Annotated in this window: 24 protein-coding genes; 15 read left to right on the forward strand and 9 right to left on the reverse strand. The window is 70.3% G+C overall.

Going from position 1 to position 25,208, the window contains the following annotated elements:
- Positions 1-28 precede the first annotated feature (28 nt).
- A complete protein-coding gene (locus ABD235_RS25990; protein ID WP_344178555.1) occupies positions 29-1,507 on the reverse strand; it encodes an amidohydrolase family protein in 1,479 nt (492 codons plus the stop codon).
- A 166-nt stretch (positions 1,508-1,673) separates the two neighbouring features.
- Here ABD235_RS25990 and ABD235_RS25995 point away from each other — a divergent pair, with 166 nt between their 5' ends.
- The 8 genes from ABD235_RS25995 to ABD235_RS26030 all read left to right on the forward strand — a co-directional run bounded on the left by ABD235_RS25995 (position 1,674) and on the right by ABD235_RS26030 (position 10,420).
- Positions 1,674-2,852, forward strand: coding sequence for a CaiB/BaiF CoA transferase family protein (locus tag ABD235_RS25995; RefSeq protein WP_344178558.1), 1,179 nt, complete (start codon positions 1,674-1,676; stop codon positions 2,850-2,852).
- On the forward strand, positions 2,849-3,640 hold the full coding sequence (locus ABD235_RS26000; RefSeq protein WP_344178560.1) for a citryl-CoA lyase: 792 nt from the start codon (positions 2,849-2,851) through the stop codon (positions 3,638-3,640). The genes ABD235_RS25995 and ABD235_RS26000 overlap by 4 nt, the downstream gene beginning before the upstream one ends.
- Positions 3,641-3,670: 30 nt before the next feature.
- Entirely contained in the window at positions 3,671-4,534 is an 864-nt protein-coding gene (locus ABD235_RS26005) for a DODA-type extradiol aromatic ring-opening family dioxygenase (protein WP_344178562.1), read from the forward strand.
- Positions 4,531-4,890, forward strand: coding sequence for a hypothetical protein (locus ABD235_RS26010; RefSeq protein WP_344178564.1), 360 nt, complete (start codon positions 4,531-4,533; stop codon positions 4,888-4,890). Before ABD235_RS26005 ends, ABD235_RS26010 begins: the two co-directional genes overlap by 4 nt.
- Positions 4,891-4,907: 17 nt before the next feature.
- Positions 4,908-5,879 (forward strand): quinone oxidoreductase family protein, encoded by a 972-nt coding sequence (locus ABD235_RS26015; RefSeq protein WP_344178567.1) that lies wholly within the window; start codon positions 4,908-4,910, stop codon positions 5,877-5,879.
- Positions 5,880-5,955: 76 nt separating this feature from the next.
- Positions 5,956-6,738, forward strand: coding sequence for a LemA family protein (locus ABD235_RS26020; protein WP_344178569.1), 783 nt, complete (start codon positions 5,956-5,958; stop codon positions 6,736-6,738).
- Positions 6,739-6,937: 199 nt separating this feature from the next.
- On the forward strand, positions 6,938-9,916 hold the full coding sequence (locus tag ABD235_RS26025; RefSeq protein ID WP_344178571.1) for an AfsR/SARP family transcriptional regulator: 2,979 nt from the start codon (positions 6,938-6,940) through the stop codon (positions 9,914-9,916).
- 129 nt (positions 9,917-10,045) lie between these two features.
- Positions 10,046-10,420, forward strand: coding sequence for a hypothetical protein (locus ABD235_RS26030; protein WP_344178574.1), 375 nt, complete (start codon positions 10,046-10,048; stop codon positions 10,418-10,420).
- 15 nt (positions 10,421-10,435) lie between these two features.
- Here the strand turns inward: ABD235_RS26030 and ABD235_RS26035 are convergent, their stop codons facing one another.
- On the reverse strand, positions 10,436-11,152 hold the full coding sequence (locus ABD235_RS26035) for a DedA family protein (RefSeq protein ID WP_344178756.1): 717 nt from the start codon (positions 11,150-11,152) through the stop codon (positions 10,436-10,438).
- Positions 11,153-11,179: 27 nt separating this feature from the next.
- On the opposite strand from ABD235_RS26035, the gene ABD235_RS26040 reads away from it, so the two are divergent.
- From ABD235_RS26040 to ABD235_RS26055, 4 genes are all read left to right on the forward strand, one after another.
- The gene (locus ABD235_RS26040) at positions 11,180-11,848 is read left to right on the forward strand and encodes a TrmH family RNA methyltransferase (RefSeq protein ID WP_344178576.1); all 669 of its coding nucleotides are present in this window, start codon (positions 11,180-11,182) and stop codon (positions 11,846-11,848) included.
- Complete coding sequence (locus ABD235_RS26045; RefSeq protein ID WP_344178578.1) at positions 11,845-12,630, forward strand: endo alpha-1,4 polygalactosaminidase; 786 nt, start codon at positions 11,845-11,847, stop codon at positions 12,628-12,630. Before ABD235_RS26040 ends, ABD235_RS26045 begins: the two co-directional genes overlap by 4 nt.
- Positions 12,631-12,767: 137 nt before the next feature.
- Entirely contained in the window at positions 12,768-13,031 is a 264-nt protein-coding gene (locus tag ABD235_RS26050; RefSeq protein ID WP_344178580.1) for a hypothetical protein, read from the forward strand.
- 27 nt (positions 13,032-13,058) lie between these two features.
- Positions 13,059-14,249 (forward strand): alpha-amylase family protein, encoded by a 1,191-nt coding sequence (locus tag ABD235_RS26055; RefSeq protein WP_344178582.1) that lies wholly within the window; start codon positions 13,059-13,061, stop codon positions 14,247-14,249.
- On the opposite strand, the gene ABD235_RS26060 is transcribed toward ABD235_RS26055, so the two are convergent.
- From ABD235_RS26060 to ABD235_RS26085, 6 genes are read right to left on the reverse strand one after another with little or no spacing between them, the layout of a single operon-like run.
- Positions 14,238-15,977 (reverse strand): FAD-dependent oxidoreductase, encoded by a 1,740-nt coding sequence (locus ABD235_RS26060; protein WP_344178585.1) that lies wholly within the window; start codon positions 15,975-15,977, stop codon positions 14,238-14,240. The two genes, ABD235_RS26055 and ABD235_RS26060, sit on opposite strands and share 12 nt — an antisense overlap.
- Entirely contained in the window at positions 15,974-16,831 is an 858-nt protein-coding gene (locus tag ABD235_RS26065; RefSeq protein ID WP_344178588.1) for an intradiol ring-cleavage dioxygenase, read from the reverse strand. Before ABD235_RS26065 ends, ABD235_RS26060 begins: the two co-directional genes overlap by 4 nt.
- An 11-nt stretch (positions 16,832-16,842) precedes the next feature.
- Positions 16,843-18,048 (reverse strand): thiolase family protein, encoded by a 1,206-nt coding sequence (locus ABD235_RS26070; RefSeq protein ID WP_344178590.1) that lies wholly within the window; start codon positions 18,046-18,048, stop codon positions 16,843-16,845.
- Complete coding sequence (locus tag ABD235_RS26075; RefSeq protein ID WP_344178592.1) at positions 18,045-19,124, reverse strand: maleylacetate reductase; 1,080 nt, start codon at positions 19,122-19,124, stop codon at positions 18,045-18,047. Before ABD235_RS26075 ends, ABD235_RS26070 begins: the two co-directional genes overlap by 4 nt.
- Positions 19,117-19,869, reverse strand: coding sequence for a CoA-transferase subunit beta (locus ABD235_RS26080; protein WP_344178594.1), 753 nt, complete (start codon positions 19,867-19,869; stop codon positions 19,117-19,119). The genes ABD235_RS26075 and ABD235_RS26080 overlap by 8 nt, the downstream gene beginning before the upstream one ends.
- Complete coding sequence (locus ABD235_RS26085; RefSeq protein WP_344178596.1) at positions 19,862-20,680, reverse strand: CoA transferase subunit A; 819 nt, start codon at positions 20,678-20,680, stop codon at positions 19,862-19,864. Before ABD235_RS26085 ends, ABD235_RS26080 begins: the two co-directional genes overlap by 8 nt.
- A gap of 60 nt (positions 20,681-20,740) precedes the next feature.
- Between ABD235_RS26085 and ABD235_RS26090 the strand changes: the two genes are divergently transcribed.
- Positions 20,741-21,523 carry an IclR family transcriptional regulator domain-containing protein gene (locus ABD235_RS26090; protein ID WP_344178598.1) on the forward strand — a complete coding sequence of 261 codons (783 nt, stop codon included), beginning with the start codon at positions 20,741-20,743 and terminating at the stop codon, positions 21,521-21,523.
- Positions 21,524-22,119: 596 nt separating this feature from the next.
- Here ABD235_RS26090 and ABD235_RS26095 read toward each other — a convergent pair.
- Positions 22,120-23,139, reverse strand: coding sequence for an SIS domain-containing protein (locus ABD235_RS26095; protein WP_344178601.1), 1,020 nt, complete (start codon positions 23,137-23,139; stop codon positions 22,120-22,122).
- A gap of 142 nt (positions 23,140-23,281) precedes the next feature.
- On the opposite strand from ABD235_RS26095, the gene ABD235_RS26100 reads away from it, so the two are divergent.
- Positions 23,282-24,004: a GntR family transcriptional regulator gene (locus ABD235_RS26100; RefSeq protein ID WP_145803939.1), complete on the forward strand. Its 723-nt coding sequence runs from the start codon at positions 23,282-23,284 to the stop codon at positions 24,002-24,004.
- Between the two features lie 164 nt (positions 24,005-24,168).
- Positions 24,169-25,194, forward strand: a complete 1,026-nt coding sequence (fbaA, locus tag ABD235_RS26105) for a class II fructose-bisphosphate aldolase (RefSeq protein ID WP_344178605.1) — start codon at positions 24,169-24,171, stop codon at positions 25,192-25,194.
- The last annotated feature ends 14 nt before the right edge of the window (positions 25,195-25,208 follow it).

Raw genomic sequence — 25,208 nt, forward strand, 5'->3', positions numbered from 1 at the left:
TCGTCGCCCGAGCCTAAGGGCGCTGCCGTCAGCTGCCCGCGCCGGGCTCGCCGAACATGCTGCCCCGCGCCTCCCGCGTCGACTCCGACTTGTACGCCGTGTACTGGTACGGGTTGTCCAGCACGTCCTCGTCCGGCAGCCCGGGATTCATCCCGCCGAGCCAGGCCTCCTCGCCCAGCGTCGACCGCAGGTGCTCGACGGTCGCCTCGACGTCCCGCCGTACGGCGGGCAGGTCGGCGCCGACGAGCCGGTGCTCGTGCTTCACCACGCGGCCGTTGACGAGCACGGTGTGGACGTCGCCGCGCTGAGCCTGGAACGCCACCTGCCCGTACGGGTTGAGCAACGGGAACGAGACCGGTGAGGCGTCGTTCTTGATCAGTACGACGTCCGCCTTCTTGCCCGGCTCCAGGCTGCCGAGGTCGTCGCGGCCAAGGGCACGAGCGCCGCCGCGGGTCGCCCAGTCGACCACCTGCTCGGCCCGCAAGTGCACGTGCGTCACGGTCTCGCCCTTGACGTGCGCCTCCAGGTGCTCGCGGGACCGGTCGGCGCCGAGCGTGGTCCGCATCGCCGAGAACAGGTCGCCGCTCCACCAGACGCTGGTGTCCATCGACAACGACACCCCGATGCCGTAGCGGCGGACCTGCCAGGTGGGCGGGTAGCCCTGGCCCGCGCTCTGCTCGGACTCCGTCGACACCGAGACCGAGGCGCCGCTGGCCGCGATCCGCTGGTACGAGTCGGTGGTGAGCGTGGCTGCGTGCACGAGAACGGTCTCAGGCGTCAGGAAACCGTTCTCGTGCATCAGCCTGATGCCGTCGTCGTTGGTCGCACCCCAGACGCCGGCATGAGTCGTCACCGCCACCCCCAGGTCGCGGGCCACCTCGAACGCGGCCCGCTCCGGAAACGCCGGGTCGCCGGTCACGTCGAAGGCCAGTTGGAGGCCGAGCAGGTCGTCGGTCCGCCGGCGCTCCAGGAACGACCGGACCGCAGGGTCGGCGGTCCACTCCCAGGGCCCGGCCTGAATGTTGCCGTAGGCAAGTACGAACCGGCCCGGCACCGCCTGCAGCGCGTCGACGGCGGCCTCGGCGTGGTCGACGGTCTGCAACCCGTGCGACCAGTCCACGGTGGTGGTGACGCCGGCCTCCAGCGACTCCCACGCCGACAGCAGGTTGCCGGCCCGGATGTCCTCGGGCCGGAACACCTTGCCGTGCTCGAGGTAGTACCAGACGAAGTACTGCGTCAGTGTCCAGTCGGCGCCGTACCCGCGCATCGCGGTCTGCCACATGTGCCGGTGGGTGTCGATCATGCCGGGCATCACGAGGCCGCCGCGGGCGTCGATCTGGGCCGTTCCCTCGGGCACCTCGAGCGCGGGTCCGACGGCCACGATCCGGTCGTCGACGACCAGGACGTCGGCGTCGGCGAGCACGGTGTGGGCGTCGTCCATGGTCAGCACGGTGCCGCCGCGCAGCACCACCGGCCGGCCGGGCGCCGGGGCCTCGGATGTGGTCATGGCTTCCTCCCGGAGGTACGGCGGACGAGCGTCCGTATGACGGTCAAGCTCACTATCGAAGCGGTGGCGGGGACTGTCAAGAGTTCAACCGTCGTCCCTTGACAGTCGCCGTGGGCCGCGCGGAGACTTCAACGGACAGATGTCCGCGAAGCGAGGAGTTGGGCGCATGACCGATCCTCGCCCCGGCCCGCTCGCCGGTCTGGTGGTCGCCGACTTCTCCCGGATCCTGGCCGGCCCGTACGCGACGATGCTGCTGGCCGACCTGGGCGCCGAGGTGATCAAGGTCGAGGGGCCCGGTGGGGACGACACCCGTTCCTGGCAACCCCCGGTGCGCGACGGCGTCTCGACGTACTACCTGGCCGTGAACCGGAACAAGCGCTCGATCGCGCTCGACCTCAAGGATCCCGACGACCTCGCCGTCGCGCAGGCGCTGGCCGCGCGGGCCGACGTCCTGATCGAGAACTTCAAGCCGGGCGGGCTCGCGCGCTTCGGCCTCGACTACGACACAGTTGCCGCAGGCAACCAGAGGATCGTCTACGCGTCGATCAGCGGGTTCGGCAGCGGGCCGAAGGGCGCCGCGCTGCCCGGGTACGACCTGATCGTGCAGGCGATCTCCGGGTTGATGAGCCTGACCGGGGATCCCGGTGGTGAACCGTTCCGGGCCGGCATCTCGGTGTTCGACGTGATGGCCGGGATGCACGCCACGATCGGCGTCCTGTCCGCGCTCAACGCCCGGCACGCGACCGGTCGCGGCCAGCACGTCGAGGTCAACCTGATGTCCTCGGCCCTGTCCGGCCTGGTCAACCAGTCCAGCGCGTACGTCGCCGGCGGCGTCGTCCCGTCGCGGATGGGCAACAGTCATCCGAGCCTGTTCCCCTACGAGCCGCTGCCGTGCTCCGACGGGGACCTGATCATCACGGCCGGGAACAACGGTCAGTTCCGCAAGCTGGTCGAGGTGCTCGGCGTGCCCGAGCTCGCCGACGATCCGCGGTTCGACCGGAACGAGAAGCGCACCGAGCACCGGGACGAGCTGCGGCCGCTGCTGGTCGAGCGGCTGAAGACCCGGACCAAGTCCGAGTGGTTCCACGCGATCATCGCCGCGGGGGTGCCGTGCGGGCCGATCAACACCATCGACGCCGGGGTGGCCTTCGCCGAGGAGATCGGCCTCGACCCGGTGGTGAACGTCGGGCCGCCGGGTCACGCCGTACCGAGTGTGCGCAACCCGATCACGTTCTCGGAGACGCCGGCGGACTACCTGCTGCCCCCTCCCGCGCTCGACGAGCACGGCGAGGAGATCCGGCAGTGGCTCGCGGCGGAACGGCGTACGGAGGAAGGACCGGCATGACCGAGACCCCCAGCTTCCCGACCTCGCTCGGGACGTCCACGGCCGACGAGATCCGGCTGCTCGGCCAGGACCTGACCGCCGACCTGATGGGCAAGGTCGGCTTCGGCGAACTGGCCTTCTGGCTGGTCGCGCTCCGCCGTCCGACGCCTTCGGAGGTCCGGGTCTTCGAGGCCGTTCTCGTCGCCCTGGCCGACCACGGCTTCACGCCGACGGCGATCGCCGCGCGGCTCACCTACTTGTCCGCGCCGGACTCGCTGCAGGGCGCGCTCGCGGCCGGCCTGCTCGGCGGCGGTTCCCGCTTCCTGGGCGTCACGGAGGACTGCGGTGCCTTCCTGCACACGGCACTCGAGCGGCTCGACGGCGAACTGCCGGACGACGACGCCGGCTGGGACGCGGTCGCGCTGGACGTGGTCAGCGAGGCGAAGGCGGCCAAGCGATTCGTGCCGGGCCTGGGTCATCCCGTGCACAAGGTGCGCGACCCGCGGACGCCGGTGCTGATCGGCATCGCGGAGGAGGAAGGGCTTCGCGGCCCACACTTGAAGCTGTTCGAGGCGATCGGGCGCGTGCACGAGCAGGTCCTCGGCCGTCGGCTGCCACTGAACGGCGCCGGAGTGTGCGGCGCGGCGCTGGCCGACCTCGGACTGCCGGTCGAGCTGCTGCGCGGGTTCGCGTTGCTGGCCCGGGCCGCCGGCCTGCTGGGGCAGATCGCCGAGGAGCAGCGCCGCCCGATCGGCATGGACGCCTACCTGACCGTCGACCGCAACGCCGTCTACGTCGATCCCACCTGAGCACGCCGCCCGAGATCCGAGGAGCACGTCATGGCCCAAGTCGTCGCGGTCATCGCGTCCACGCACCACCCGTTCTACTACCGCGCCAGTACGGCGACCGGCGACGACCGCCCGCCGTTCGCCGACGAGTGGGTGGCCAAGATCGAAGCGTTCCGCGAGACGCTGACCAAGGCCCGGCCGGACGTGCTGGTGATGGTCGGCAGCGACCACTTCCACCAGCTCTGGCTGGACAACATGCCGCAGTTCCTGGTCGGCAAGGCGCCGTACTTCGACGCCAACTTCTACAACGAGGAACGCGAGTTCGGGCTGCCCCGGATGACCCTGGCCGGGCAGGAGGACCTGTCCGCGCACATCCTGCGCGACGGCCTGGACGCCGGCTTCGACCTTGCCTTCAGCAACGAACTGCGGATCGACCACAGCATCACCTGCCCGATCATCACGCTGCGACCGGAGGCGGACCTGCCGATCGTGCCGATCTACACCAACATCTTCGCGCCGCCGCTGCCCCGGCCGCAGCGGTTCGTGCAGCTCGGCCGGACGATCCGGCAGCTGGTGGAGTCCTGGCCGACCGACCAGCGGGTGGCGATCATCGGCACCGGCCACCTGTCGCTCGAGCTCGGCGGGCCGCGCCAGTTCGGTGCCCACGGCCCCGATCCGGAGTTCGACCGGAAGGCGGTCGACTGGATCTCCTCCGGCGACATCGAGGGCGCGCTGGCCGAGGTGACGCTGGACAGCCTGCACCTGCCGGGCAACGCGACCCACGGCTTCATGGACTTCCTGCTGATGATGGGCGCGGCCGGAGACGGCGCGAAGGCCGATCACGTCGACTCCCTCGACCTGTTCCACACGATGGAGGCCTACTTCACCTGGTACCCGAACGGAGCGCCGGCATGAGCAAGTACCTGCTGGACAAGTTCCTCTACACCGTCGACCGCGATCCCGAGCTGGTCGAGCGGTACCGCGACGACCCGGCCGGCACCGTCACCTGGTGGGAGGCGGAGATGGCCAACAAGCTGCTCAACTGCACGAGCGACGAGCGGACGACCTGGCTGGCCTTCACCGAGGAGGAGCGCACCGCGTTGAGCGAGTGCGACCACGTGGCGCTGTTCGGCCTGGGCGCCCACCCGTTCCTCACGCTCACCCTGTTCATCGCGATGTTCGAGCGCGACCACGGCCCGCTGGAGTACCAGCTCGCCTACGCCAAGGCGATGGAGCACATCACGCTGCCGTACCCCGACATCGCCACCTGAGCTGCGAGGAGAACGCCGTGCGAGCCGCCGTTGTGGGCACCTTGGGCCAACCGCCGTCCCTCACCGACCACCCGGACCCGGTCCCGGCCGAGGGGTGGAGCGTCGTCCGGGTCGCCGCCGCGCCCGTCGTACCGCTTGATCTGCTGTGTGCGTCCGGTACGTCGTACTTCGGTGCGCCGCCGGTCCCGTACGTGCCCGGCGTTCAGGGCGTCGGCGTGGTCGAGCAGTCGGCGGTCGTCGCGCCGGGGACCAGGGTCTTCTTCGCGACCTCGGCCGGGATGACGGCCGGCGACGGCAGCTTCGCCGAGCGCTGCGCGGTACCGGATGCCGATCTGGTCCCCCTGCCGGACGACGTACCGGACACTGTCGTCGCCGCACTCGGGCTGTCCGGCGTGGCCGCGTGGATGGCGTTGACGTGGCGGGCGCGGATGCAGCCGGGAGAGCGAGTGCTGGTTCTCGGTGCCGGGGGAGCGGTCGGGCAGATCGCGATCGGCGCCGCGCGGGCGCTCGAAGCGAGCCGGGTGACGGCGGTGTGCCGCTCCGAGCAGTCCCGGCGGCGGGCGCTGGCGGCCGGTGCGGACGAGGTGGTCATCCCCACCGGGAACGTCGACGAGCTGACGGCACGCCTCGGCGAGGTCACCGGCGGCGAGGTCGACGTGGTGATCGATCCGGTCTTCGGTACTGCGGCCACCGCCGCCTCCCGCCTGCTCGCTCCCGGTGGCCGGCTGGTGAACCTCGGGGGAGCTTCGGGCGACGAGGCAACGTTCTCGTCGTCGGTCCTGCGGGGGCGCTCGGCGAACGTCCTCGGCTACACCAACAACTCGCTGACGCCGGAGCAGCGGGCCGAAGCGCTGACCGAGGTCCTGCGGCACGCCGCGGCAGGCCGGATCGCCGTCGCCCACGAGACCGTCGGACTGCCGGACGTCGCGGCGGCCTGGCAACGCCAGGCGGCCGGGGAGATCGCCGGACGGCTGGTTCTGACCATTTGACAGCGCCAGCGCTGCACCTGAGGAGCGGACCCGGCGAGGACTAGAGTCACCGGGTAACCGACAACGGGAGCAGGGAATGACCGCAGTCATCATCATCGTCGTGGCGCTCGTCGTGATTCTCGCGATCGCGCTGATCGTCTCGTACAACCGTTTCGTCAAGCAGCGCAACCTGATCCAGGAGTCCTGGCGGCAGATCGACGTCGAGCTGCACCGCCGGTACGACCTGATCCCGAACCTGGTCGAGACCGTCCGCGCGTACGCCGCGCACGAGCGGCACGTGTTCGAGGAGGTCGCGCGGCTGCGCACCCAGGCGGTCGGCGCCGAGGGCGCCACCCCGGAGCAGCGGGCCGCCGCGGAGGGTCAGCTGTCCGGTGCGCTGCGCCAGATGATGATCTCGGTCGAGGCCTACCCGCAGCTGCAGTCGAACCAGAACTTCCTCGGCCTGCAGCGCGAGCTGACCGACACCGAGGACCGGATCGCGGCCGGGCGCCGGTTCTACAACGCCAACGTCGGGGACTACAACACCCGGATCGAGGCGTTCCCGTCGAACCTGATCGCGAGCAGCTTCAAGTTCGAGAAGGCCGGCTACTTCGAGGTCAAGGACGAGAGCGTCCGCTCGGTGCCGCAGGTCTCGTTCGGCACGATCGGCTCGGTCGCCGGTGAGCAGGCGCCGCCGCAGATGCCGGCCGGCAACCAGTCCTCGGGCCAGATCCACCCGCAGATGCCGGGCGACCAGCAGGGCGGCTACCAGCAGCTCCCGCCGCAGAACCAGGGCTACCAGGGTCAGCCCCCGGCCGGCGGTCCGCCCGCCGGGGCCCCCGGCCCGCAGGACGGTCAGCCGCCGTTCACCGGCGCCTAGACAAAATTCAGGCCCGGGGGCGACGGCGTCTAGTCCGTCATCCCCGGGCCTGCCCTCCCCCCGGTACCTGCCCCCAGACTGCCCGGCCCGCATACATCCGGCGTACATCGGTGCGTACATCGCTTCCGATCGAGCCTTCCCGGACGGACGTCGGGATGCCACGATGGGGCGCGAGCGGAACAGTTGAGAGGGCAGCCAAGTGGACAGTCTGAGGTACGAGATCCTCGGGCCTCTGCGTGTCGCGCACCTCTCCAGCCAGCAGCTACGCGCCAGTAAGCCCCGTCAGCTGCTCGCCACCCTCCTGCTGCACCCGAACCGTTTCGTCTCCACCGACCTGATCGCCGACGCGCTGTGGGAGACCTCCCCGCCGCGATCCGCGACCGCCAACATCCGCACCTACGTGCGCGCGCTCCGGGGAGCTCTCCAGGACGCCGGCCTGCCCGCACCGATCGACACCTCGGCCGCCGGCTACAGCATCGAGGTCGGCGTCGACGAGCTGGACTCCAGCATGTTCGAGTCGCTGCTGGCCGAGGGTGGCCACCTGCGCGACGCCGGTGACACCCGCCAGGCGATGCAGGTGCTGTCCCGGGCCTATGCGCTGTGGCGCGGCCACCCGCTCGCCGACCTGGGCATCTCGTCGGCCTGGGAAGGCTCGATCGCCCGCCTGGAGGCACAGCACCGCGGCCTGGTCGACAGCCTGCTCGATTTGCGCCTGCAGTACGGCGACCCGGCCGGCGCCGCCGTACTGCTCAGTGATCGGCTCACCGAGGACCCGTACGACGAACAGCTCTGGCGCCGGCTCGTCGACACCCTGGTGGCGGCCGGCCGGACCAGCGAGGCGCGAGCGGCGTACTCCAAGGCAGTCCGCACGCTGGCTGACGAGCTGGGCGTCGAGCCCGGCCCCGAACTCGAGGCAGCGGGCGCCCGCGCCCAGAACGGCCACACCGCGAACTGGCCGGACCCAGGCATCCCAGCAGTCCGTACGCCGGAGCCGGAGTCCCCTGAGCCGCCCGGACCGATGTCCGCACCGGCCCTGACCGAACCACAGCGGCCGCCCTCCCAGCTGCCGCTCGACCTGCCCGACTTCAGCGGCCGCGCCGATTACCTGGACCAGCTGCGCGACCTGGTCTGCGGACGCGACCCGGTTCGTCCGCCGATCGCGGTGATCTCCGGAGCGCCTGGGACCGGCAAGAGCTCGCTGGCCGTTCGGCTGGGCCATCAGGTCAGGGAGTACTTCCCGGACGGGCAGATCTACCTGGACATGCGCGGGGCGACCGATCCCCGCGACCCGGCGGGTGCGCTGACCGACCTGCTGCTCAGCCTGAACCTGCCGGACTTCGCCGTACCGGCCGATCCGGACCGCCGATCCGCGATGCTGCGGTCCGAACTGGCCAGCCGCCGGGTGCTGATCATCCTGGACGACGTGGCCTCGGCCAGCCAGGTCGCGCCACTGATGCCGGGTACCGGGGCGTCCGCGGTCGTGGTGACCAGCCGGAACCGGCTGATGGACCTGGCCGGTGCCGACCCGATGCCGCTGGACACGTTCGACGACGGTGAGGCCACCGAGCTGCTGCTACGGGTTGCGGGTCCCGGGCGGATCGACCGCGGCTCTCCGGCGGCCGAGGAGATCCTGCTGGCCTGCGGGAACCTGCCGCTGGCGATCCGGATCGTGGCGAGCCGTCTGGCCCAGCGGCCTGACCTGAGCCCGAGCGAGCTGGCCCGGCGGCTCCGCGACGAGACGCACCGGCTGGACGAGCTGACCATCGGTGAGCTGGCGGTCCGGACCAGCGCTGACCTCAGCTACGACTCGCTCAGCCCGGAGGAGGCCCGGCTCTACCGGCTGATCGGCCACTTCGCCGTGGGCGAGTTCTCCGCTCGGGTGCTGGAGCCGGTGGCCAGTCCGGCCGTCGTACGGCGGAGTCTGGACCGGCTGATCGAGGTCAACCTGGTGCAGATCAGCTCGATCGACCCCACCGGCAAGGCCCGCTACCGGGTGCACGACCTGCTGCGGCTGCACGCCATCGGAGTCGGCAACGAGACCGAGAAGGCTGATGCCCTGAAGGACCTGGCCACGCTGCTCGACGCCTTGCTGGCCAAGGTACGGCGGGCTGCGGCGGCGCTGCCGTTCGGCTACTTCGGCAGCCTCGACTACCAGGGTCCGCTGCTGGCACCGGACCCGCAGCCCTTCACGGACACGGATGCGATCGCCTGGTTCGACAGCGAGCGCAGCAGCTTCGTACCGGCCATCCGGGCCGCGGCCCAGAACGGTCTGCACGAGCACGCCTGGCGGCTGGCCGCGGCCTGGGGTCCGTACCTCGACATGCGCGCGGGCTTCGACGACTGGAACGAGTCGCACCAGCCCGGTCTGCTGAGCGCGGTCGCCTGCGGGGACCGCCGCGGCGCCGCGATCCTGCACCGCAACCTCGGCCAGCTCGCGCTGTACCAGGACGACTGGGACTCGGCCTGGCAGCACCTGACCACCTCGGCCGAGCTGTTCGCCGAGGTCGGGGACCGGTTCGGTGACGGCATCGCCGCGGTCGGCGTCGGGACCTGGCTGCGCGAGCGCGGCCGGCCGGACGAGGCACTGGTCCACTACGAGAACGCCGTCCGGGCTTTCGTCGAGGTCGGCGACAGCAACGGCGAGGCGGTGGCCCGCAGCGCGGCCGCGTCGATCTGGCTGGCCCGCAACGACACGGTGACCGCGGGGCGCTACCTGGCCGAGGCGTTCCTGCTCGGCGTACGCCGGGGAGACCGGCACCGGGAGGCGAAGGTCCGGCGGCGGATCGCCACGCTGCGGTCCCACCAGGGCCGGCCGGAGCAGGCGGTCAGGCAGCTGCAGGCCTCGCTGGCGATCTTCACCAAGATCGGCGACGACCACTGCGCGGCGTACGCGCGGGCCGATCTCGGGCGGGCGCTGGTCGCGGTCGGTGACGACGCGGCGGCCCGCAAGATGCTGCTGGACGCGATCGAGATCGGCCACCGGCTCGGCGACCGCAGCGTCGAGGGCGAGGCGGCGTACCACCTCGGCCGGCTGCACGCGACGACCGGCAACGGCGACTTCGCCCGCCGGTACCTGAACCGCGCGGTGCGTGCCTGGCAGCAGATCGGCAACGAGGCCCGGGTGGCCGACGCCCGCGACCAGCTGGCCGGGCTGGGCACCGACCTCGCCGTCAGCTGACGCCGTACGTCGTTCAAATCTGGAATGTACGGGCGCTGTATGCCGGACCGACAGGCTGGTGGTGCCACGGCGTGAGGGCCGGCGGGCGGGGGAGCACGGCCGGGGGGGGAGAGCGTCATGGAGCGCCAGATGGCAGAGCGGGTCACGAACCCGAGGGATACCGAGTCCGCACTGGACTGGCAGCTGGAGCGCGTCGGCTCCACGGCCTGGCAGGAGTGGACGCTGAAGTTCCAGCGGATGGCGTTCGGTTACGCCAACGACAGCGGTTGGCACGACTCGGCCGACGCGCTGCAGTGGCTGGACCACCACGCACTCCTGCACGAAGGGGTGGCTCCACGGGGGGCGCTGGTCTGGTACCAGGCGGACCGGATCCGGGTGGCGTGCTCACTCGGGTCCGGTCAGGTGATCGGGCCGCTGCCGTACGGCGAGGTCGCCGTGGCCGCGCTGATCACGCTGAGCACCGACTACGTCTGGTCGGACCCGCAGTTCCCCTTCGCGCACTGAGCTGCGCGGGGGAGGTCACTCGTTGTTGAGCTTCTCCATCACCGCGGTGCGCTCGGCCTCGGTGTCGTAGCGCTCGTCGTGGCCCTGGCCGTTGTCGTGCGCCTTCGCGCGGCGCTTGGCCAGCACGTACTCGACGATCATCGGGATGATCGAGACGAACACCAGCAGGATCAGCGCCGACTCGAGGTGCTCGTGGATGAACTTGATCCGGCCGAGCGCGTGGCCGAGCAGCGTGACGCCGGTGCCCCAGAGCACGGCGCCGATCCCGGTCCAGAAGAAGAACTTGCGCGGGTCCATCCGGCCGGCGCCGGCGGTGACGGTGATGAACGTCCGGACGATCGGCACGAACCGGGCCAGCACCAGCGCCCGCGGTCCGTACTTGTCGAAGAACGCGTGGGTGTCCTCGATGTACTTGGGCTTGAGGAACTTCGCGTTCGGGTTCTTGAACAGCGTCGTCCCGAGCGCCCGGCCGATGTAGTAGCCGGACACGTTGCCGGCGAAGGCCGCGACGGTCAGCACCACGCAGGCCAGCCAGAGCGGGACGTCGATCGTGCCGAGGGCGACGAACAGGCCGACCGCGAACAGCAGCGAGTCACCGGGCAGGATCGGGAACAGCAGCCCGCACTCGATGAAGATCACCGCGGCGGTGCCCCACAGAGCCCAGTCGCCCAGCCAGTGCAGCAGGAACTCCGGGTCCATCCAGTTCGGCATGAGCATCGCCATCTGCATCATCACGTCGACAGGGTAGCGTCCCGACCTGTGCAACAAGCTAATCGTGACAGCGCTGCTGACCTGGTCGGAGCCGATCTGGTCGGCACCGCGGAGGTCGGTGTCGGCCCCTGGCCGGGCGATCCGCCGACCGATCCGAAGTTCGATCCGGAGCTGCTCGCCCACGGCGACCGCCGCAACGTGGTCGACAAGTACCGGTACTGGCGGCTGGAGGCGATCGTCGAGGACCTGGACGCGCAGCGGCACCCCTTCCACGTCGCGATCGAGAACTGGCAGCACGACCTGAACATCGGTTCGGTGGTCCGGACCGCGAACGCCTTCCTGGCCCGCGAGGTGCACATCGTCGGCCACCGGAAGTGGAACCGCCGTGGCGCGATGGTGACCGACCGCTACCAGCACGTCCGCCACCACCCCCAGCTCGCCGACCTGGCCGCGTACGCCGAGGAGCAGGGCGTACCGGTGATCGGCATCGACAACCTGCCCGGATCCGTACCGCTGGAGACCTACCAGCTGCCCGAGGCCTGCATTCTGCTGTTCGGGCAGGAGGGCCCGGGCCTGACCGAGGCCGCCCACGAGATCTGCACCGACGTCCTGAACATCGCCCAGTACGGCTCGACCCGCTCGATCAACGCCAGCGCGGCGGCCGCGATCGCCATGCACGCCTGGATCCGCCGTCACACCTTCCAGCAGCAGCCGTGAGATTCTGGGCGGCTGCCCTGTTGTTGGTGCTGACCGGCTGCGCGGATGGAGCAGAAACGCCGGTCGCCACCTCTCAGCAGCAGCGGTGGGCTCCTGAGCAGGGTGTCGCCTGGCAGTGGCAGCTGTCCGGCGAGCTGGACCTCTCGGTGGACGTGCCGGTGTACGACGTCGACTACGAGAAGACGTCGGCCGCACAGGTGGCCGAGCTGCACCAGAAGGGCCGGCGGGTGATCTGCTACGTCAGCGTCGGCTCGTACGAGAACTTCCGGCCCGACCAGGCGAAGTTCCCGGCCGCCGTGCTGGGCAAGGCTCTGGACGGGTGGCCCGACGAGCGCTGGCTCGACATCCGGCAGTGGGGCCGGCTGAAGCCGCTGCTTGCGGCTCGCTTCGACCAGTGCCGGGACAGAGGGTTCGACGCGGTCGAGCCGGACAACGTCGACGGCTACGCCAACGACACCGGCTTCCCGCTGACCGCCGACGACCAGCTGACCTTCAACCGGCGGATCGCCGCACTGGCGCACGAGCGCGGGCTGTCGGTCGGCCTGAAGAACGACCTCGACCAGATCGAGCAGCTGCAGCCGGACTTCGACTTCGCGGTCAACGAGGAGTGCATGCGGTACGACGAGTGCGACCTGCTGCGGCCGTTCGTCGCGGCCGGCAAGGCGGTGCTGCACGTCGAGTACGAGCTGGCACCGGACTCGTTCTGCGCGAAGGCCCGCGCGCTGCGGTTCAGCTCGATGCGCAAACCGGTCGAGCTGGGCGCGGCCCGGCAATCCTGCTGAGCGCATTTCGAGACACGGCCGTAACTCTGGGCTCGCTGCGGCGTTGTTGGTGCATCAAGTCAGTCCCAACTCGGGCGGGGACGGCTCGTCACTGTGGCGTGCCGTACTGGGTGTGCGACGACGTGGGGGAGAAGACGGTGAGTTCTGGGCTGTACGCGCATCGACCGGACGAGCTGGACGAGATCGCGGTGGTTCCGCCTGCCCAACGGGCAGCGATGCGGGAGACCGCGCAGATCTGGTCCGAGCTGATCCATGAGCTCGCGACGCTGCAGGCGCTGACCGCGGCGGCGCTCGGCGCTGCCGACGACTCGGCGCGGGTCGCGATGCTGATGCTCATCGAGGCCGAGACCAACGAGGCGACCGCTCTGGCCCGGCAGCTCCGCGCCGACCCGGCCGCCTGACCCGACTCGAGCCGGTACGGTCGTCAGATGTGGACCGACCATGCGATCTGGTGGCACGTGTACCCGCTCGGCTTCACCGGCGCCGAGCGGGCTCTGGCTGACCTGAGCTCCGAGCCGCACCGGTTCGGGCACCTGGAGAACTGGCTCGACCACGCGATCGAGCTGGGCTGCTCGGGGCTGCTGCTCGGTCCGGTGTTCGCGTCCGAGACGCACGGGTACGACACGATCGACCACTTCCGGATCGATCCGCGGCTCGGCACCGACGAGGACTTCGACCAGCTGGTCGCGGCGGCGCACGCCCGGGGTCTGCGGGTGGCGCTGGACGGGGTCTTCAACCATGTCGCCCGGTCGTTCGCGGGTCCGCACGAGTGGTTCCGCCGGACCGGCGAAGGGCTCGCGTACTTCGAGGGCCACGACCACTTGATCGCCCTCGACCACGAGCTGCCCGCCGTCCGCCGGTACGTCGTCGACGTGATGACGCACTGGCTCGGGCGCGGTGTCGACGCCTGGCGGCTGGACGCGGCGTACGCCGTACCGGCGTCGTTCTGGCGGGACGTGCTGGCCGAGGTGCGGGCGCGGTACCCGGAGGCGTGGTTCTTCGGTGAGCTGATCCACGGCGACTACGCGGCGTACGCGCAGGAGAGCACGCTCGACTCGATCACGCAGTACGAGCTGTGGAAGGCGATCTGGAGCTCGCTGAACGACGGCAACTTCTACGAGCTGGCCTCGGCGCTGGAGCGGCACGACCAGTTCCTCGACGCGTTCGTGCCGCAGACCTTCGTCGGCAACCACGACGTCACCCGGATCGCCAGCAAGCTCACGGACGAGCGCCATCTCGGGCACGCGGTCGCGATTCTGTTCACGGTGGCAGGGATTCCGAGCGTGTACGCCGGGGACGAGTTCGGCTGGCCCGGCGTGAAGGAGGACCGGGCCGGCGGCGACGACGCGATCCGTCAGCTCTTCCCGGACAAGCCCGGTGACGCCAACGCGACGTACCGGTTGCACCAGGAGCTGATCGGCGTACGGCGACGCAATCCCTGGCTGGTCAGGGCGCGGACGACGGTCGAGCACCTCACCAACGAAGCCGTCGCGCTCAGGTCGGCCGCCGACGGCCAGAGCCTCGTCCTGCTGCTCAACGTGGGCGACGAGCCCTACCACTTCCCGGGTGAAGTGGCAGAGCCCGTCGTCGAAGCGCACAGCTGGAAGCTAACGACCTAGAACCGCCGCGAAAGCCTCGTGCAGGGCGGCCGTCGGATCCTCCGGAAGCTCACTCGAACGGAAGGCGATGTGAGCGTCGGGCCGGACGACCAGGCAGCCGTTGTCGGGGATCTCGCGCAGCCGCGCCCAGTCGCCGTACAGGTCGTCGAGCTCGCGGCCGGGGCCGATCACCGCGGCCTCGATCGGGAGGCCGAGCGACTCGGAGACGGCCTGGGCGGCCTTCACCCAGGACTCGCCGCCGATGCCGGTGAGCACGGTGAAGCGGCCCTTGCCGACCACGTCGAGGGTCGAGACCGTCTCGGAGCCTCGGGTCAGCCAGCAGTGCGGGATCCGCGCGCCCGGCCACGTGGTCGGGTGGTAGTACAGCTCGGCATCCCGCTCGTACGCCGGTTCGGGGGTCCCGTCCGGCACGACCGCCGACGAGGCGTAGCGCTGACCGAGCTCGACGCCGTGCGCGTTGAACTCGTAGTCCTTCAGCTCGATCGCCTCCCGCAATTCGTTGCGCTGGGCAACGCCTTCGGGAGTGTCGTCCTTGCGCGAGTCGATCGTCCGCCCGGCGGGCGCGTCCGGCGTCATGCCGAGCGCGCGGAAGATCTGCCCGAACTGGGTCCGGCTCTTGTTGGCCCGTTCGACGATCTGCCGCGCGATCGGCACGCGTTCCTCGTCGTACGACGACAGCAGCGCCGGCGAGGCCTGGCCCTTCAGCACCAGCGACAGCTTCCAGGCCAGGTTGTACGCGTCCTGGATCGACGTGTTCGAGCCGAGCCCGTTGCTCGGCGGGTGCCGGTGGATCGCGTCGCCCATGCAGAACACCCGGCCCACCGACGCCTGCTCGGCGTACATGTGGTTGACGCTCCACACCGAGGTGCCCTTGAGTTTCACGTCGATCGTGTCGTCACCCACCAGGTTGTGCACGATCTCGGTCGCCATCGCCTCGTCCACCACCGGCGGCGGCTGGTTGATGTCGTAGCCCCAGACGACCAGCCACTCGTTCCACGGCCGGACCATCCGGATCAGCCCGGCGCCGATCCCGCCGATCTGCGCGCCCGGCTGCAGCACCCAGTACAGGACGCTCGGCCGGTGCGCGACGTACTTGGACAGGTCCGCCTCGAAGACGATGTTCATCGAGCCCTCGACGTCCATCTGCCCGGCCATCGGCAGCCCGATGTCCTGCGCGACCTTGCTCCGGCCGCCGTCAGCGCCGATCAGGTACTTGGCGCGGATGTCGTACTCCGAGCCGCTGAGCCGGTCCCGGACGTGCGCGGTGACGCCGTCGGCGTCCTGCTCCAGCGACAGGTACTCGGTGTCGAACCGGACCCGCGCGCCGCGGGTGGCCGCCGTACTGACCAGGATCGGCTCGAACAGTGTCTGCGGCAGGTCGCACGGCAGCGTGGGTGAGGCCTCGGTGTAGTCGGCGAGCCGGCGCGGGTGCGTTCCCCAGGTTCGGATCCGGCCGATCTCCTCACCCGCGAGACTCGTGCAGAAGGCGGTCTGGCCCATCAGCGCGTGCTCGGTGCCCTTGTCGGTGATCTGGTCCTCGATGCCCATGTCCCGCATCAGCTCGACCGTGCGCTGGTTGGTGATGTGCGCCCGCGGGGTGTTCGCGGTCCAGCGGTAGCGGGTCAGGACGACGTTGTCGACGCCGTACGACGACAGGAACAGCGACGCGGCACCACCGGCGGGCCCGCTGCCGACGATCAGGACGTCGGTCTCGAAGGAATCCGTCACAGCGTCTCCTCGGTGGTGGCGAGCACGAGGTCGTAGTGCACGGTCGCGTACGGCTGGTCGACCACGCGGCCGTCCGGCGCCGTACCGGCCGCGTGCTCGGTGAACTCGGCGATCAGCGAGTCCTTCACCCCGAACACGGCGTCGTCGACCAGGTGCTCGTCACCGGCCGCGAACACGTGCGTGATCAGCCGGGCGAAACCGGGCGCGGTGACCATGAAGTGGATGTGGGCCGGCCGCATCGGGCCGCGGCCGCCGGCGCGGAGCAGCTCGCCGACCGGACCGTCGCTCGGGATCGGGTAGGCGACCGGGCGGACCGACCAGAACGAGAAGTTGCCATCGGCATCAGTCGTGAAGTGCCCGCGGTTCTGCGGGACGTCGAGGTCCTTCTGGACGTCGTAGAAGCCGTCCTCGTCGGCCTGCCAGGTCTCCAGCAGCGCGCCGCCGACCGGCTGACCCTTGGTGTCCAGCACCCGGCCGCTCACCAGGCACGGCGTACCGGGGGCGCCGTTGGCGATGTCGTCGCCGAGCTCGTACGCCGGGGAGCCCTCGACGAAGAACGGGCCGAAGACGGTCGCCGCGGTCGCCTCCGCCGGGAGCTTGGTGTCCAGCCCGACGGTCAGCATCGACAGGCCCAGGACGTCGGCCAGCAGCACGAACTCCTGCCGGGTCCCGGTCGAGATCTGCCCGGTCCGGGTCAGGAAGTCGATGCCGCGGAAGTACTCCTCCTCGGTCAGGTCGACCTCCCGCGCGAACGCGTGCAGGTGCCGGACCAGCGCGCCCATCACTTCCTTGGTCCGCGCGTCCGGGCTGCCGTCGAAGCTGGCCACCACCTCGTCGGTCAGGTTGTCGCTCATGTCGTGTCCCCTCATGCCTCGATCACCATCGCCAGTCCCTGGCCGACGCCGATGCACAGCGTCGCCAGGCCGTAGCCACCGCCGCGCCGGTGCAGCTCGTGCGCGAGAGTGGTGAGAATCCTTGTGCCCGAGCTGCCCAGCGGGTGCCCGAGGGCGATCGCCCCGCCGTTCACGTTGACCTTCGCGCGGTCCAGCTCGGGCCACTCGCCCAGGCACGCCAGGCTCTGCGCGGCGTACGCCTCGTTCAGCTCGACCAGCTTCAGGTCGTCCCAGCCGATGCCGGCCTTGGCGAGCGCCTTGCGGGAGGCCTCGACCGGACCGATGCCGAAGTACTGCGGCTCGACGCCGTGCACGCCGCGGCTGACGATCCGGGCCAGTGGGTTGATGCCGAGGCGCTGCGCGGTCTGCTCATCACCGATCAGTACGGCGGACGCGCCGTCGTTCAGCGTGGACGCGTTGCCCGCGGTGACCGTGCCGTTCTCGCGGAAGGCCGGTTTGAGCTTGGCCATCACCTCAGGGGTGCCGCCGTCGCGGATGGACTCGTCGCGGGTCAGCGGCTTCGTCTTGGCCGGCAGGTACGGCGCCAGGTGCTCCCACGGCACGATCTCGCCGTCGAACGTGCCGGCTGCCCAGGCCTTCGCGGCCTTCTCGTGCGACTCCAGGGCGAACAGGTCCTGCGCCTCGCGAGTGATGCCGTACTTCTCGGCGAGCTGCTCGGTCGCCTCGCCGAGCGAGACGGTCCACTCCTTCGGCATCCGCGGATTGACCAGCCGCCAGCCGAGCGAGGTCGACTCCGCGGTCATGCTGCCGTGCGGGAAGGCCCGGTCGGGCTTCGGCAGCACCCAGGGCGCGCGGCTCATCGACTCGACGCCACCGGCGACGACCAGTCCGGCGTCGCCGGTCTCGACGGCCCTTGCTGCCTGGATGGCTGCTTCGAGACCGGAGCCGCAGAGCCGGTTGACCGTCGTACCGGGGACGCTGGTCGGGTATCCCGCGAGCAGCGCGGCCATCCGTGCGACGTCGCGGTTCTCTTCGCCGGCGCCGTTGGCGTTGCCGAGGAAGACGTCGTCGATCTGCGCCGGATCGAGGCCGGGGTGGCGCACGAGTAGTTCGCGCAGGGTGACGGCGGCGAGGTCGTCCGGTCGCCCACCCGCCAGCGCGCCGCCGAGCTTTCCGACGGGAGTGCGGACGGCGTCGTACAGGAACGCGGAGGTCATCGGGTGACTCCTTGCAGGGAAGGACGTTCGCCGGACCAGGCGGCGAGCAGGAGTTCTGTCAGTGTCTTTTCGTCGACCGGCACGACGTTCGCCGGGTTGCCGGCGGCGAACTGCTGGGCGGCTTCCTTGGCCTGTTGTTCGCTGAGACCGAGGGCGCGAAGACTGGTCGGAACGCCTGTGGTGCTGAAGAAATCGTACAAACCAGTGGCCAGATTCTCTGCCTGGATGGCAGATTCCAGCCGCGATTTGGCGCGCGGGACAGCGGGCGCGTTCAGGTGTGTTACCTGGGGCAGGACGGCCGCGTGCGTCTCCGCGTGCGGCAGGCCGTAGGTGCCGCCGAGCAGGTGGCAGAGCTTGTGGTGCAGGCCCGTCCCGGCCGTGGCGAGCGCTGAGCCGGCCAGGCAGGCGCCGTACAGAAGGTTGCCTCGGGCATCCAAGTCGTGCGGGTCCTCGACGACGGCGAGCAGGCCGTCGTGGAGAGCGCGGGCGCCTTCGACCGCGGTGAGCTCGGTGATCGGATCGGCTTTGACCGTCCAGGTCGCCTCGACACAGTGAGCCAGCGCGTTCGCGACGCTGGCCGCGGTGATGCCGAGCGGGAGGCCGCGGCTGAGGACCGGGTCGTAGACGACGGTCCGGGGGAGTACGGCGAGGTCGGTGCCGGTGGTCTTGGCGCCGTCGGCGGTCTGGCCCCACACCGGGGTCATCTCCGAACCGGCGTACGTCGTCGGTACGGCGACGATCGGCAGCCCGGTGGTGAGGGCGATCGCCTTCGCCAGGCCGATCGCGGATCCGCCGCCCAGAGCGACGATCCCGTCGGCGCTGATCTCGCGGGCTTTGGCGCGGGCCGCGTCGGCCCGTTCGACCGGTACGTGCTGCCGGACCTCGTCGATCCGCCCGGCGAACCGATCCTCCAGTCCGAGTTCCACGACATCCGCCGCATCGCGGGCAGAGCCCGTCGCGATCACCAGCGCCTTGGAGATCTGGAGGCTTTCCACCTCGGCGGCGACCTGGTCCAAGGTCCCGGCTCCGAAGACGATCCGGCTCGGAAAGCCTGTGTGCACGAAGGATTCAGGCATCGATCGGCTCCCGGTTGCGCAGCTTCCGCAGTACGGTCAGTTCGTGCTCGGTCGGCGCCGGCACCTCTTCGATGCTGTCGGCAACTTTCAGTGCCCACCCGGTCGCGGCGACCGCCTGCTCGACGGTCACGCCCGGGTGCAACCGGGTCATGGTCAACTCGTGCGTCACCGGATCCGGCTCCAGGACGCCGTGGTCGGTGATCACCAGCGTCGGCCCCGCGCCGGGCGCCTCGCGTTCCTGCCCGGTCGGCCCGTAGCCGACCGAGGAAACGAAGTCGACGGTCTCCACGAACGTCCGCGGCGACTGCTTGACGATCACGATCACCCGTCGCGCGGCCGCCGCGATCTCCGGCGCGCCGCCCGCTCCGGGCAGGCGGACCTTCGGGTGCGCGTGGTCGCCGATCACCGTCGTGTTGATGTTGCCGAACCGGTCGATCTGCGCGGCGCCGAGGAAGCCGACGTCGATCCGCCCGGCGCCGACCCAGAAGTTGAACATCTCCGGGACCGACACCACCGCGGTCGCGGTCGCGGCCAGGTCGTCGTCGCCGATCGACAACGGCAACCGGTGCGGCTTGGCGTCGATCGCCCCCGACTCGTAGACCAGCCGGCAGTTCGGCGCGTGTGTCCGGCGGGCGAGGTTGGCCGCGAGGTTCGGCGGCCCGACCCCGACCAGGCAGACGTCGCCGTCGTACAGCTCGCGGGCGGCCGCGACGTTCATCATCTCGGCGCTGTCCCACTCAGACATCCGCGCTCTCCTTCAGGTCGTTGTCCGCGGCCCAGGCCAGGAACGACTCCCGGTCCCGCGCGATCGCGTCCCAGCGCTGGTAGAAGTCGTTGTCGCGGACGGAGAAGCCGGCGGCGTACGACGGCCAGGCGCCGTTCGGTACGACGCAGACCGCGGACAGCACCCAGTTCGGCAGGATCACCGCGCCGGTCCGCTCGGGGAACTCGTCGACGACCTCCTCGACGGTGACGATCGCCCGGTCCGCGGCCAGCACGGCCTCGCGCTGAACGCCCGTGATGCCCCAGAGCATCACGTTGCCGTCGCGGTCGGCGAGCTGCGCGTGGATCACGGTGACGTCCGGGTTGACCGCTCGCACCGCGGCCAGTTGCTCGCCGGTGAACGGGCAGGTGACGCGGGAGATGATGTCGCGCTGCTGCTCGAGATCGGTCCCGCGGTAGCCCCGCAGTACGGCGAACGGCAGCCGCGCGGCGCCGGCCGAGTACGCGTTCGCGAGCCCGGCGTGGCTGTGCTCCTGCACGTCGAGCTGGTGCGGCCAGGCGTTCTCGACGGCGTCACGCAGCCGGTGCAGGGAGCCGACGCCGGGGTTGCCGCCGTACGAGAAGACGAGCTTGTCGGCGACCCCCAGCCCGATCAGCTGGTCGTAGACGAGGTCCGGCGTCATCCGGACCAAGGTCAGGTGCCGGCGGCCCTGGCGCGCGATCTCGTGCGCGGCGGCGAACGGGATCAGGTGCGTGAAGCCCTCGAGCGCGACCGTGTCCCCGTCGTGCACGTGCTCGGCGATGGCGTCGTGGAGAAGTACTGGACTCGGCATCGAAGCTCCGCTAGGATTTCGCTCAGCGAAAAGTTCTTCTTTCAACGAAAAGGCTAGCCGATGTCCGGTGACGCGTCCACAGGCACGTTCCTGCAGGGGCTCGAGCGCGGGTTGGCGGTGATCCGCGCGTTCTCGGCGGAAACGCCGTCGCTGACGCTCAGCGAGGTCGCCCGCGACGTCGGCATCACGCCGGCGACCGCCCGGCGGATCCTGCTCACGCTGGAGCAGCTCGGGTACGTCCGCAGCGACGGGCGCCGCTTCACGCTGACGCCACGCGTCCTGGCTCTGGGCTGGGCGTACCTGTCGTCGCTGGACCTGGGCGACATCGCCGGGCCATTCATGGAGGAGCTGAGCGCCCAGACCCGCGAGTCCTGCTCGATCGCGACCTTGGACCTGCCCGACATCGTGTACGTCGCCCGGGTGCCCACGCGGCGGATCATGACGGTCGCGTTGGGCGTCGGAGCCCGCCTACCGGCGTACGCGACATCGATGGGCCGAGTCTTGCTGGCCGGGCTCCCCGAGGACGAGCTCACGGCGTACCTGTCATCGGCCGAAACCGAGCAGCTCACCGAGCACACCCTGACCGCACCGCACGACCTGCGGGAGGTCATCCACCAAGCAGGCACCGACGGCTACGCCCTGGTCGACCAGGAGCTGGAGCTGGGCCTCCGCTCGATCGCCGTCCCCATCCTGGACTCCCGCGGCCGAGCAGCCGCCGCCCTGAACGTCTCAGCCCACGCTTCCCGCAGCACCAAAACAGCCCTCAAAACCGAAACACTGAAGCCACTGCAGGACTGCGCCGAACAAATCAGCACAGCCCTACGCCAACGAGGCCGCATCTGAGGACCTCGGCACCGGGTGCAGGATCGGGTGCACCCGAATGCGGGGGATTTTGTGCTGGGTGCTGGGGTGTCGAGCAGGCGGCAAGCGCGCGGGCGCGGGGGCGCGGGGCGGCGAGTGCGGGGCGCGGGGCAGCGTCCGGGGAGCCTGCTCTCGTCTACTACTTCGTCTACAACCGTCTTCCGGCCGCCGCGGCATCAGCTCCAGCAAGCCTGCCCGGCCGCATCGGCGCCGAGCGCGGGGCGGCGTCCGGGGAGCCCGCTCCCGTCGACTACTTCGTCTACAGCTGTCTCCCGGCCGCCGCGGCATCAGCTCCAGCGAGCCTGTCCGGCCGCATTGACGCCGAGCAGCTACCACGGGCGACGACGCCCACCCTCGACCGGCCGCTCGCTCGACAAACCCGACAGTGGACCACCTGAGCGGTCCACCGTCGGCTGCTTCGTCTACAGCGACTTCCGAGGGCGGGGCGGGGATTGGCGCGGCGACCGGCGGCGACTGCCCGCTCCCGCCGACTGCTTCGTCTACAACTGTTTTCCGGCCGGTGCGGCATCAGCCAGGTTGGACCTTCTCGGCCGCATAGATGCCGGGTTGTAGTTCGGTCAGTCGGTTTGGGTTACCTTGCGGAGGCCTCGGGGGGCGTCGGGGTCCAGGCCCAGCTTGCGGGCGAGGGCTTCGATGGCGCGTTGGGCGGGGATGACCAACGCGAGCGGAGCCAGGGTTTCGGGGAGGTCCGGTCCGGCCAGGTTCACATCGCAGAGGGAGGCGAACTTGGCGTCGCCGCCGATGCCGAGGATCTTGCTGCCCTTCTCGCGGACGATCGTCGCGAGCTCGGTCATGCCGGGCAGCGCGGGACCGTCGGCGGCGGCGACCAGGATGGTGACGAGGTCGGCGTCGACGACTGCGATCGGGCCGTGCTTGAGGTCGGCGTACGAGAGACCGCGCACCGGCTGCAGACACGTCTCCTCGAGCTTGAGCGCGACCTCCAGCGTCGTACCGAAGGTGAGCCCCCGACCACTGGAGAGCACATCGTGCGCACCAGCGAGCAGGTCGGCAGCAGCCTCGACAGACCCCTCGAGCATCTTCGCGGCAGCCTCCGGCACCCGCGCGATGTCGGCGTCGAGCGTCCCGGGCTTCTGCGCGAGCGCGTCGACGGCGACCGTGATCGCCGCCAGCTGCGTCGTGTACGTCTTCGTCGCCGGCACCGCCAGCTCCTGGCCGGCCTGCGTGATCAGCGCGACGTCGGCGGTCGACGCCAGCGGGCTGTTGCCGTCGTTGGTGATCCCGACGATCGCGGCGCCGTTGCGCTTGGCCCACTCGGCGGTGTCGACGATCTCCTGCGTAGCGCCCGACTGGCTGACCGCGACGACCAGCGAGTTCGACAGGTCGAGGTTCGCGCCGTACAGCGTCGCCACCGACGGCGCCGCCAGCGAGGCCTGCCGGCCGGCGTGGATCTCGGTCAGGTAGCGGCCGTAGACGCCGGCGTTGTCGGAGGAGCCCCGGGCGAGGAAGATCACGTTCCGGCGGCCGGCCGCGAGCCGGGTGATGTCGTGCCGGCTGGGCAGCACGTGCTCGAACGTCGCGGCCAAGGCGGCCGGCTGCTCGGCGATCTCGCGTGCCATCTGGGTGGCAGGGGCGGGGACAGACACCACTGGGATCACTGGTCCTATCTGGTCTTAACAGGTATGCTGCGCACGATAGCAGTGAGCGGTCGTCCGGGGCACCCCCGCGGGCAACGCCGATGGTCTGGAGGATCGAGATTCGATGGTGGCTACCAAGCGGGCCCAGGTCCGGTCGGTGCTGGAACGGCTGATCGACGTCGAGCTGCACCCCGGCGACCCGATCCCCTCCGAGCGCGCCCTGGTCGACAAACTGAACGTCTCCCGGGTGACCGTGCGGCAGGCGATCAGCGACCTGGTCGAGTCCGGCGCGCTGGAACGCGTGCACGGCAAGGGAACTTTCGTCACCGGGCCGCAGGTCGACTCCCAGCTGCACCTGACCTCGTTCTCCCGCGAGATGCGGGCCCGCGGCCTGGAGCCCGGCACGGTGGTGCTGTCGGCCACCGAGATCGAGGCCTCCGACGAGACGGCCAAGGGGCTGCGGGTGGCGAAAGGCACGAAGGTCATCCGGGTCGAGCGGCTGCGCACGGCCGACGCGTCACCGATGGCGTACGAGGTCGGTTACTACCCGTCCGCGCTGTTCCCCGGCCTGCTCGGCCGTGAGCTCGGCACCCTGTACGACGTCTTCGCCAGCGAGTACGACGTCGTCGTCACCTCGGGTGAGCAGACCGTCCGGGCGGACAACGCCGACGGTCACGTCGCCCGCGTCCTCGGCGTGGCCCGGCGGGCACCCCTGCTGGTCCTCGAGCGGACCACCTTCGCCGGCCGCAAGGTCGTCGAACTGTCCTGGTCGGCGTATCGCGCCGACCGCTACCGGTTGCACATGGCCCTCACCCCGCGTGGCCCGCGGACCGGTTCCTCCACCTGATCCAACTGGACCTGTCCTGTTCGATCACTGGTCTGTTCGCCTGCTGTTCGCTCCCCGGTCACCCGGCCGGCTCAGCAGGTGGCCCGCCGAGTACGACGAGGTGCCCGGCCGCAATACTGGAGCTACAACCCACATGAACTTTGCTGTGAGGAGTACCGCGAGACATGCCTATTGCCACCCCTGAGGTCTACGCCGAGATGCTGGACAAGGCCAAGCAGAACCGCTTCGCCTACCCGGCCATCAACGTCAGCTCGTCGCAGACGCTGACCGCCGCGATCCGCGGTTTCGCCGAGGCGGGCTCGGACGGCATCGTCCAGGTCTCCACCGGCGGTGCGGAGTACCTGTCCGGCTCGACGATCAAGAACATGGTCACCGGCTCGGTCGCGCTGGCCGCCTACGCGCACGAGGTCGCCAAGAACTACGGCGTCAACATCGCGCTGCACACCGACCACTGCCCGAAGGACAAGCTGGACGGCTTCGTCCGGCCGCTGCTAGAGATCTCCGCCGAGCGCGTCGCCCGCGGCGAGAACCCGCTGTTCCAGTCGCACATGTGGGACGGTTCGGCCGTTCCGCTGGACGAGAACCTCGAGATCGCCAAGGACCTGCTGGCCCGCGCGCACGCGGCCAAGATCGTGCTGGAGATCGAGGTGGGCGTCGTCGGCGGTGAGGAGGACGGCGTCGCGAACGAGATCAACGACAAGCTGTACACGACCGTCGAGGACGGCCTGGCCACGGTCGAGGCGCTCGGCACCGGCGAGAACGGCCGCTACCTGACCGCGCTCACCTTCGGCAACGTGCACGGCGTCTACAAGCCGGGTTCGGTCAAGCTGCGCCCGGAGATCCTGAAGGAGATCCAGGACGCGGTCGGCGCGAAGGTCGGCAAGGACCGCCCGTTCGACCTGGTCTTCCACGGTGGCTCCGGCTCGACCCTGGAGGAGATCCGGGCCGCGGTCGACAACGGCGTCATCAAGATGAACGTCGACACCGACACGCAGTACGCCTTCACCCGCCCGGCCGCCGCGCACATGTTCACCAACTACGACGGCGTGCTGAAGGTCGACGGCGAGGTCGGCAACAAGAAGGCCTACGACCCGCGCGCCTGGGGCAAGGCCGCCGAGGCCGGCATGGCCCAGCGCGTCGCCGAGGCCTGCGAGAACCTGCGCTCGACGGGCACGTCGCTCAACGCCTGAGCAAGACGAACACA

Origin of the sequence: Kribbella lupini (assembly GCF_039529595.1) — a bacterium.
Classification (GTDB): domain Bacteria; phylum Actinomycetota; class Actinomycetes; order Propionibacteriales; family Kribbellaceae; genus Kribbella; species Kribbella lupini.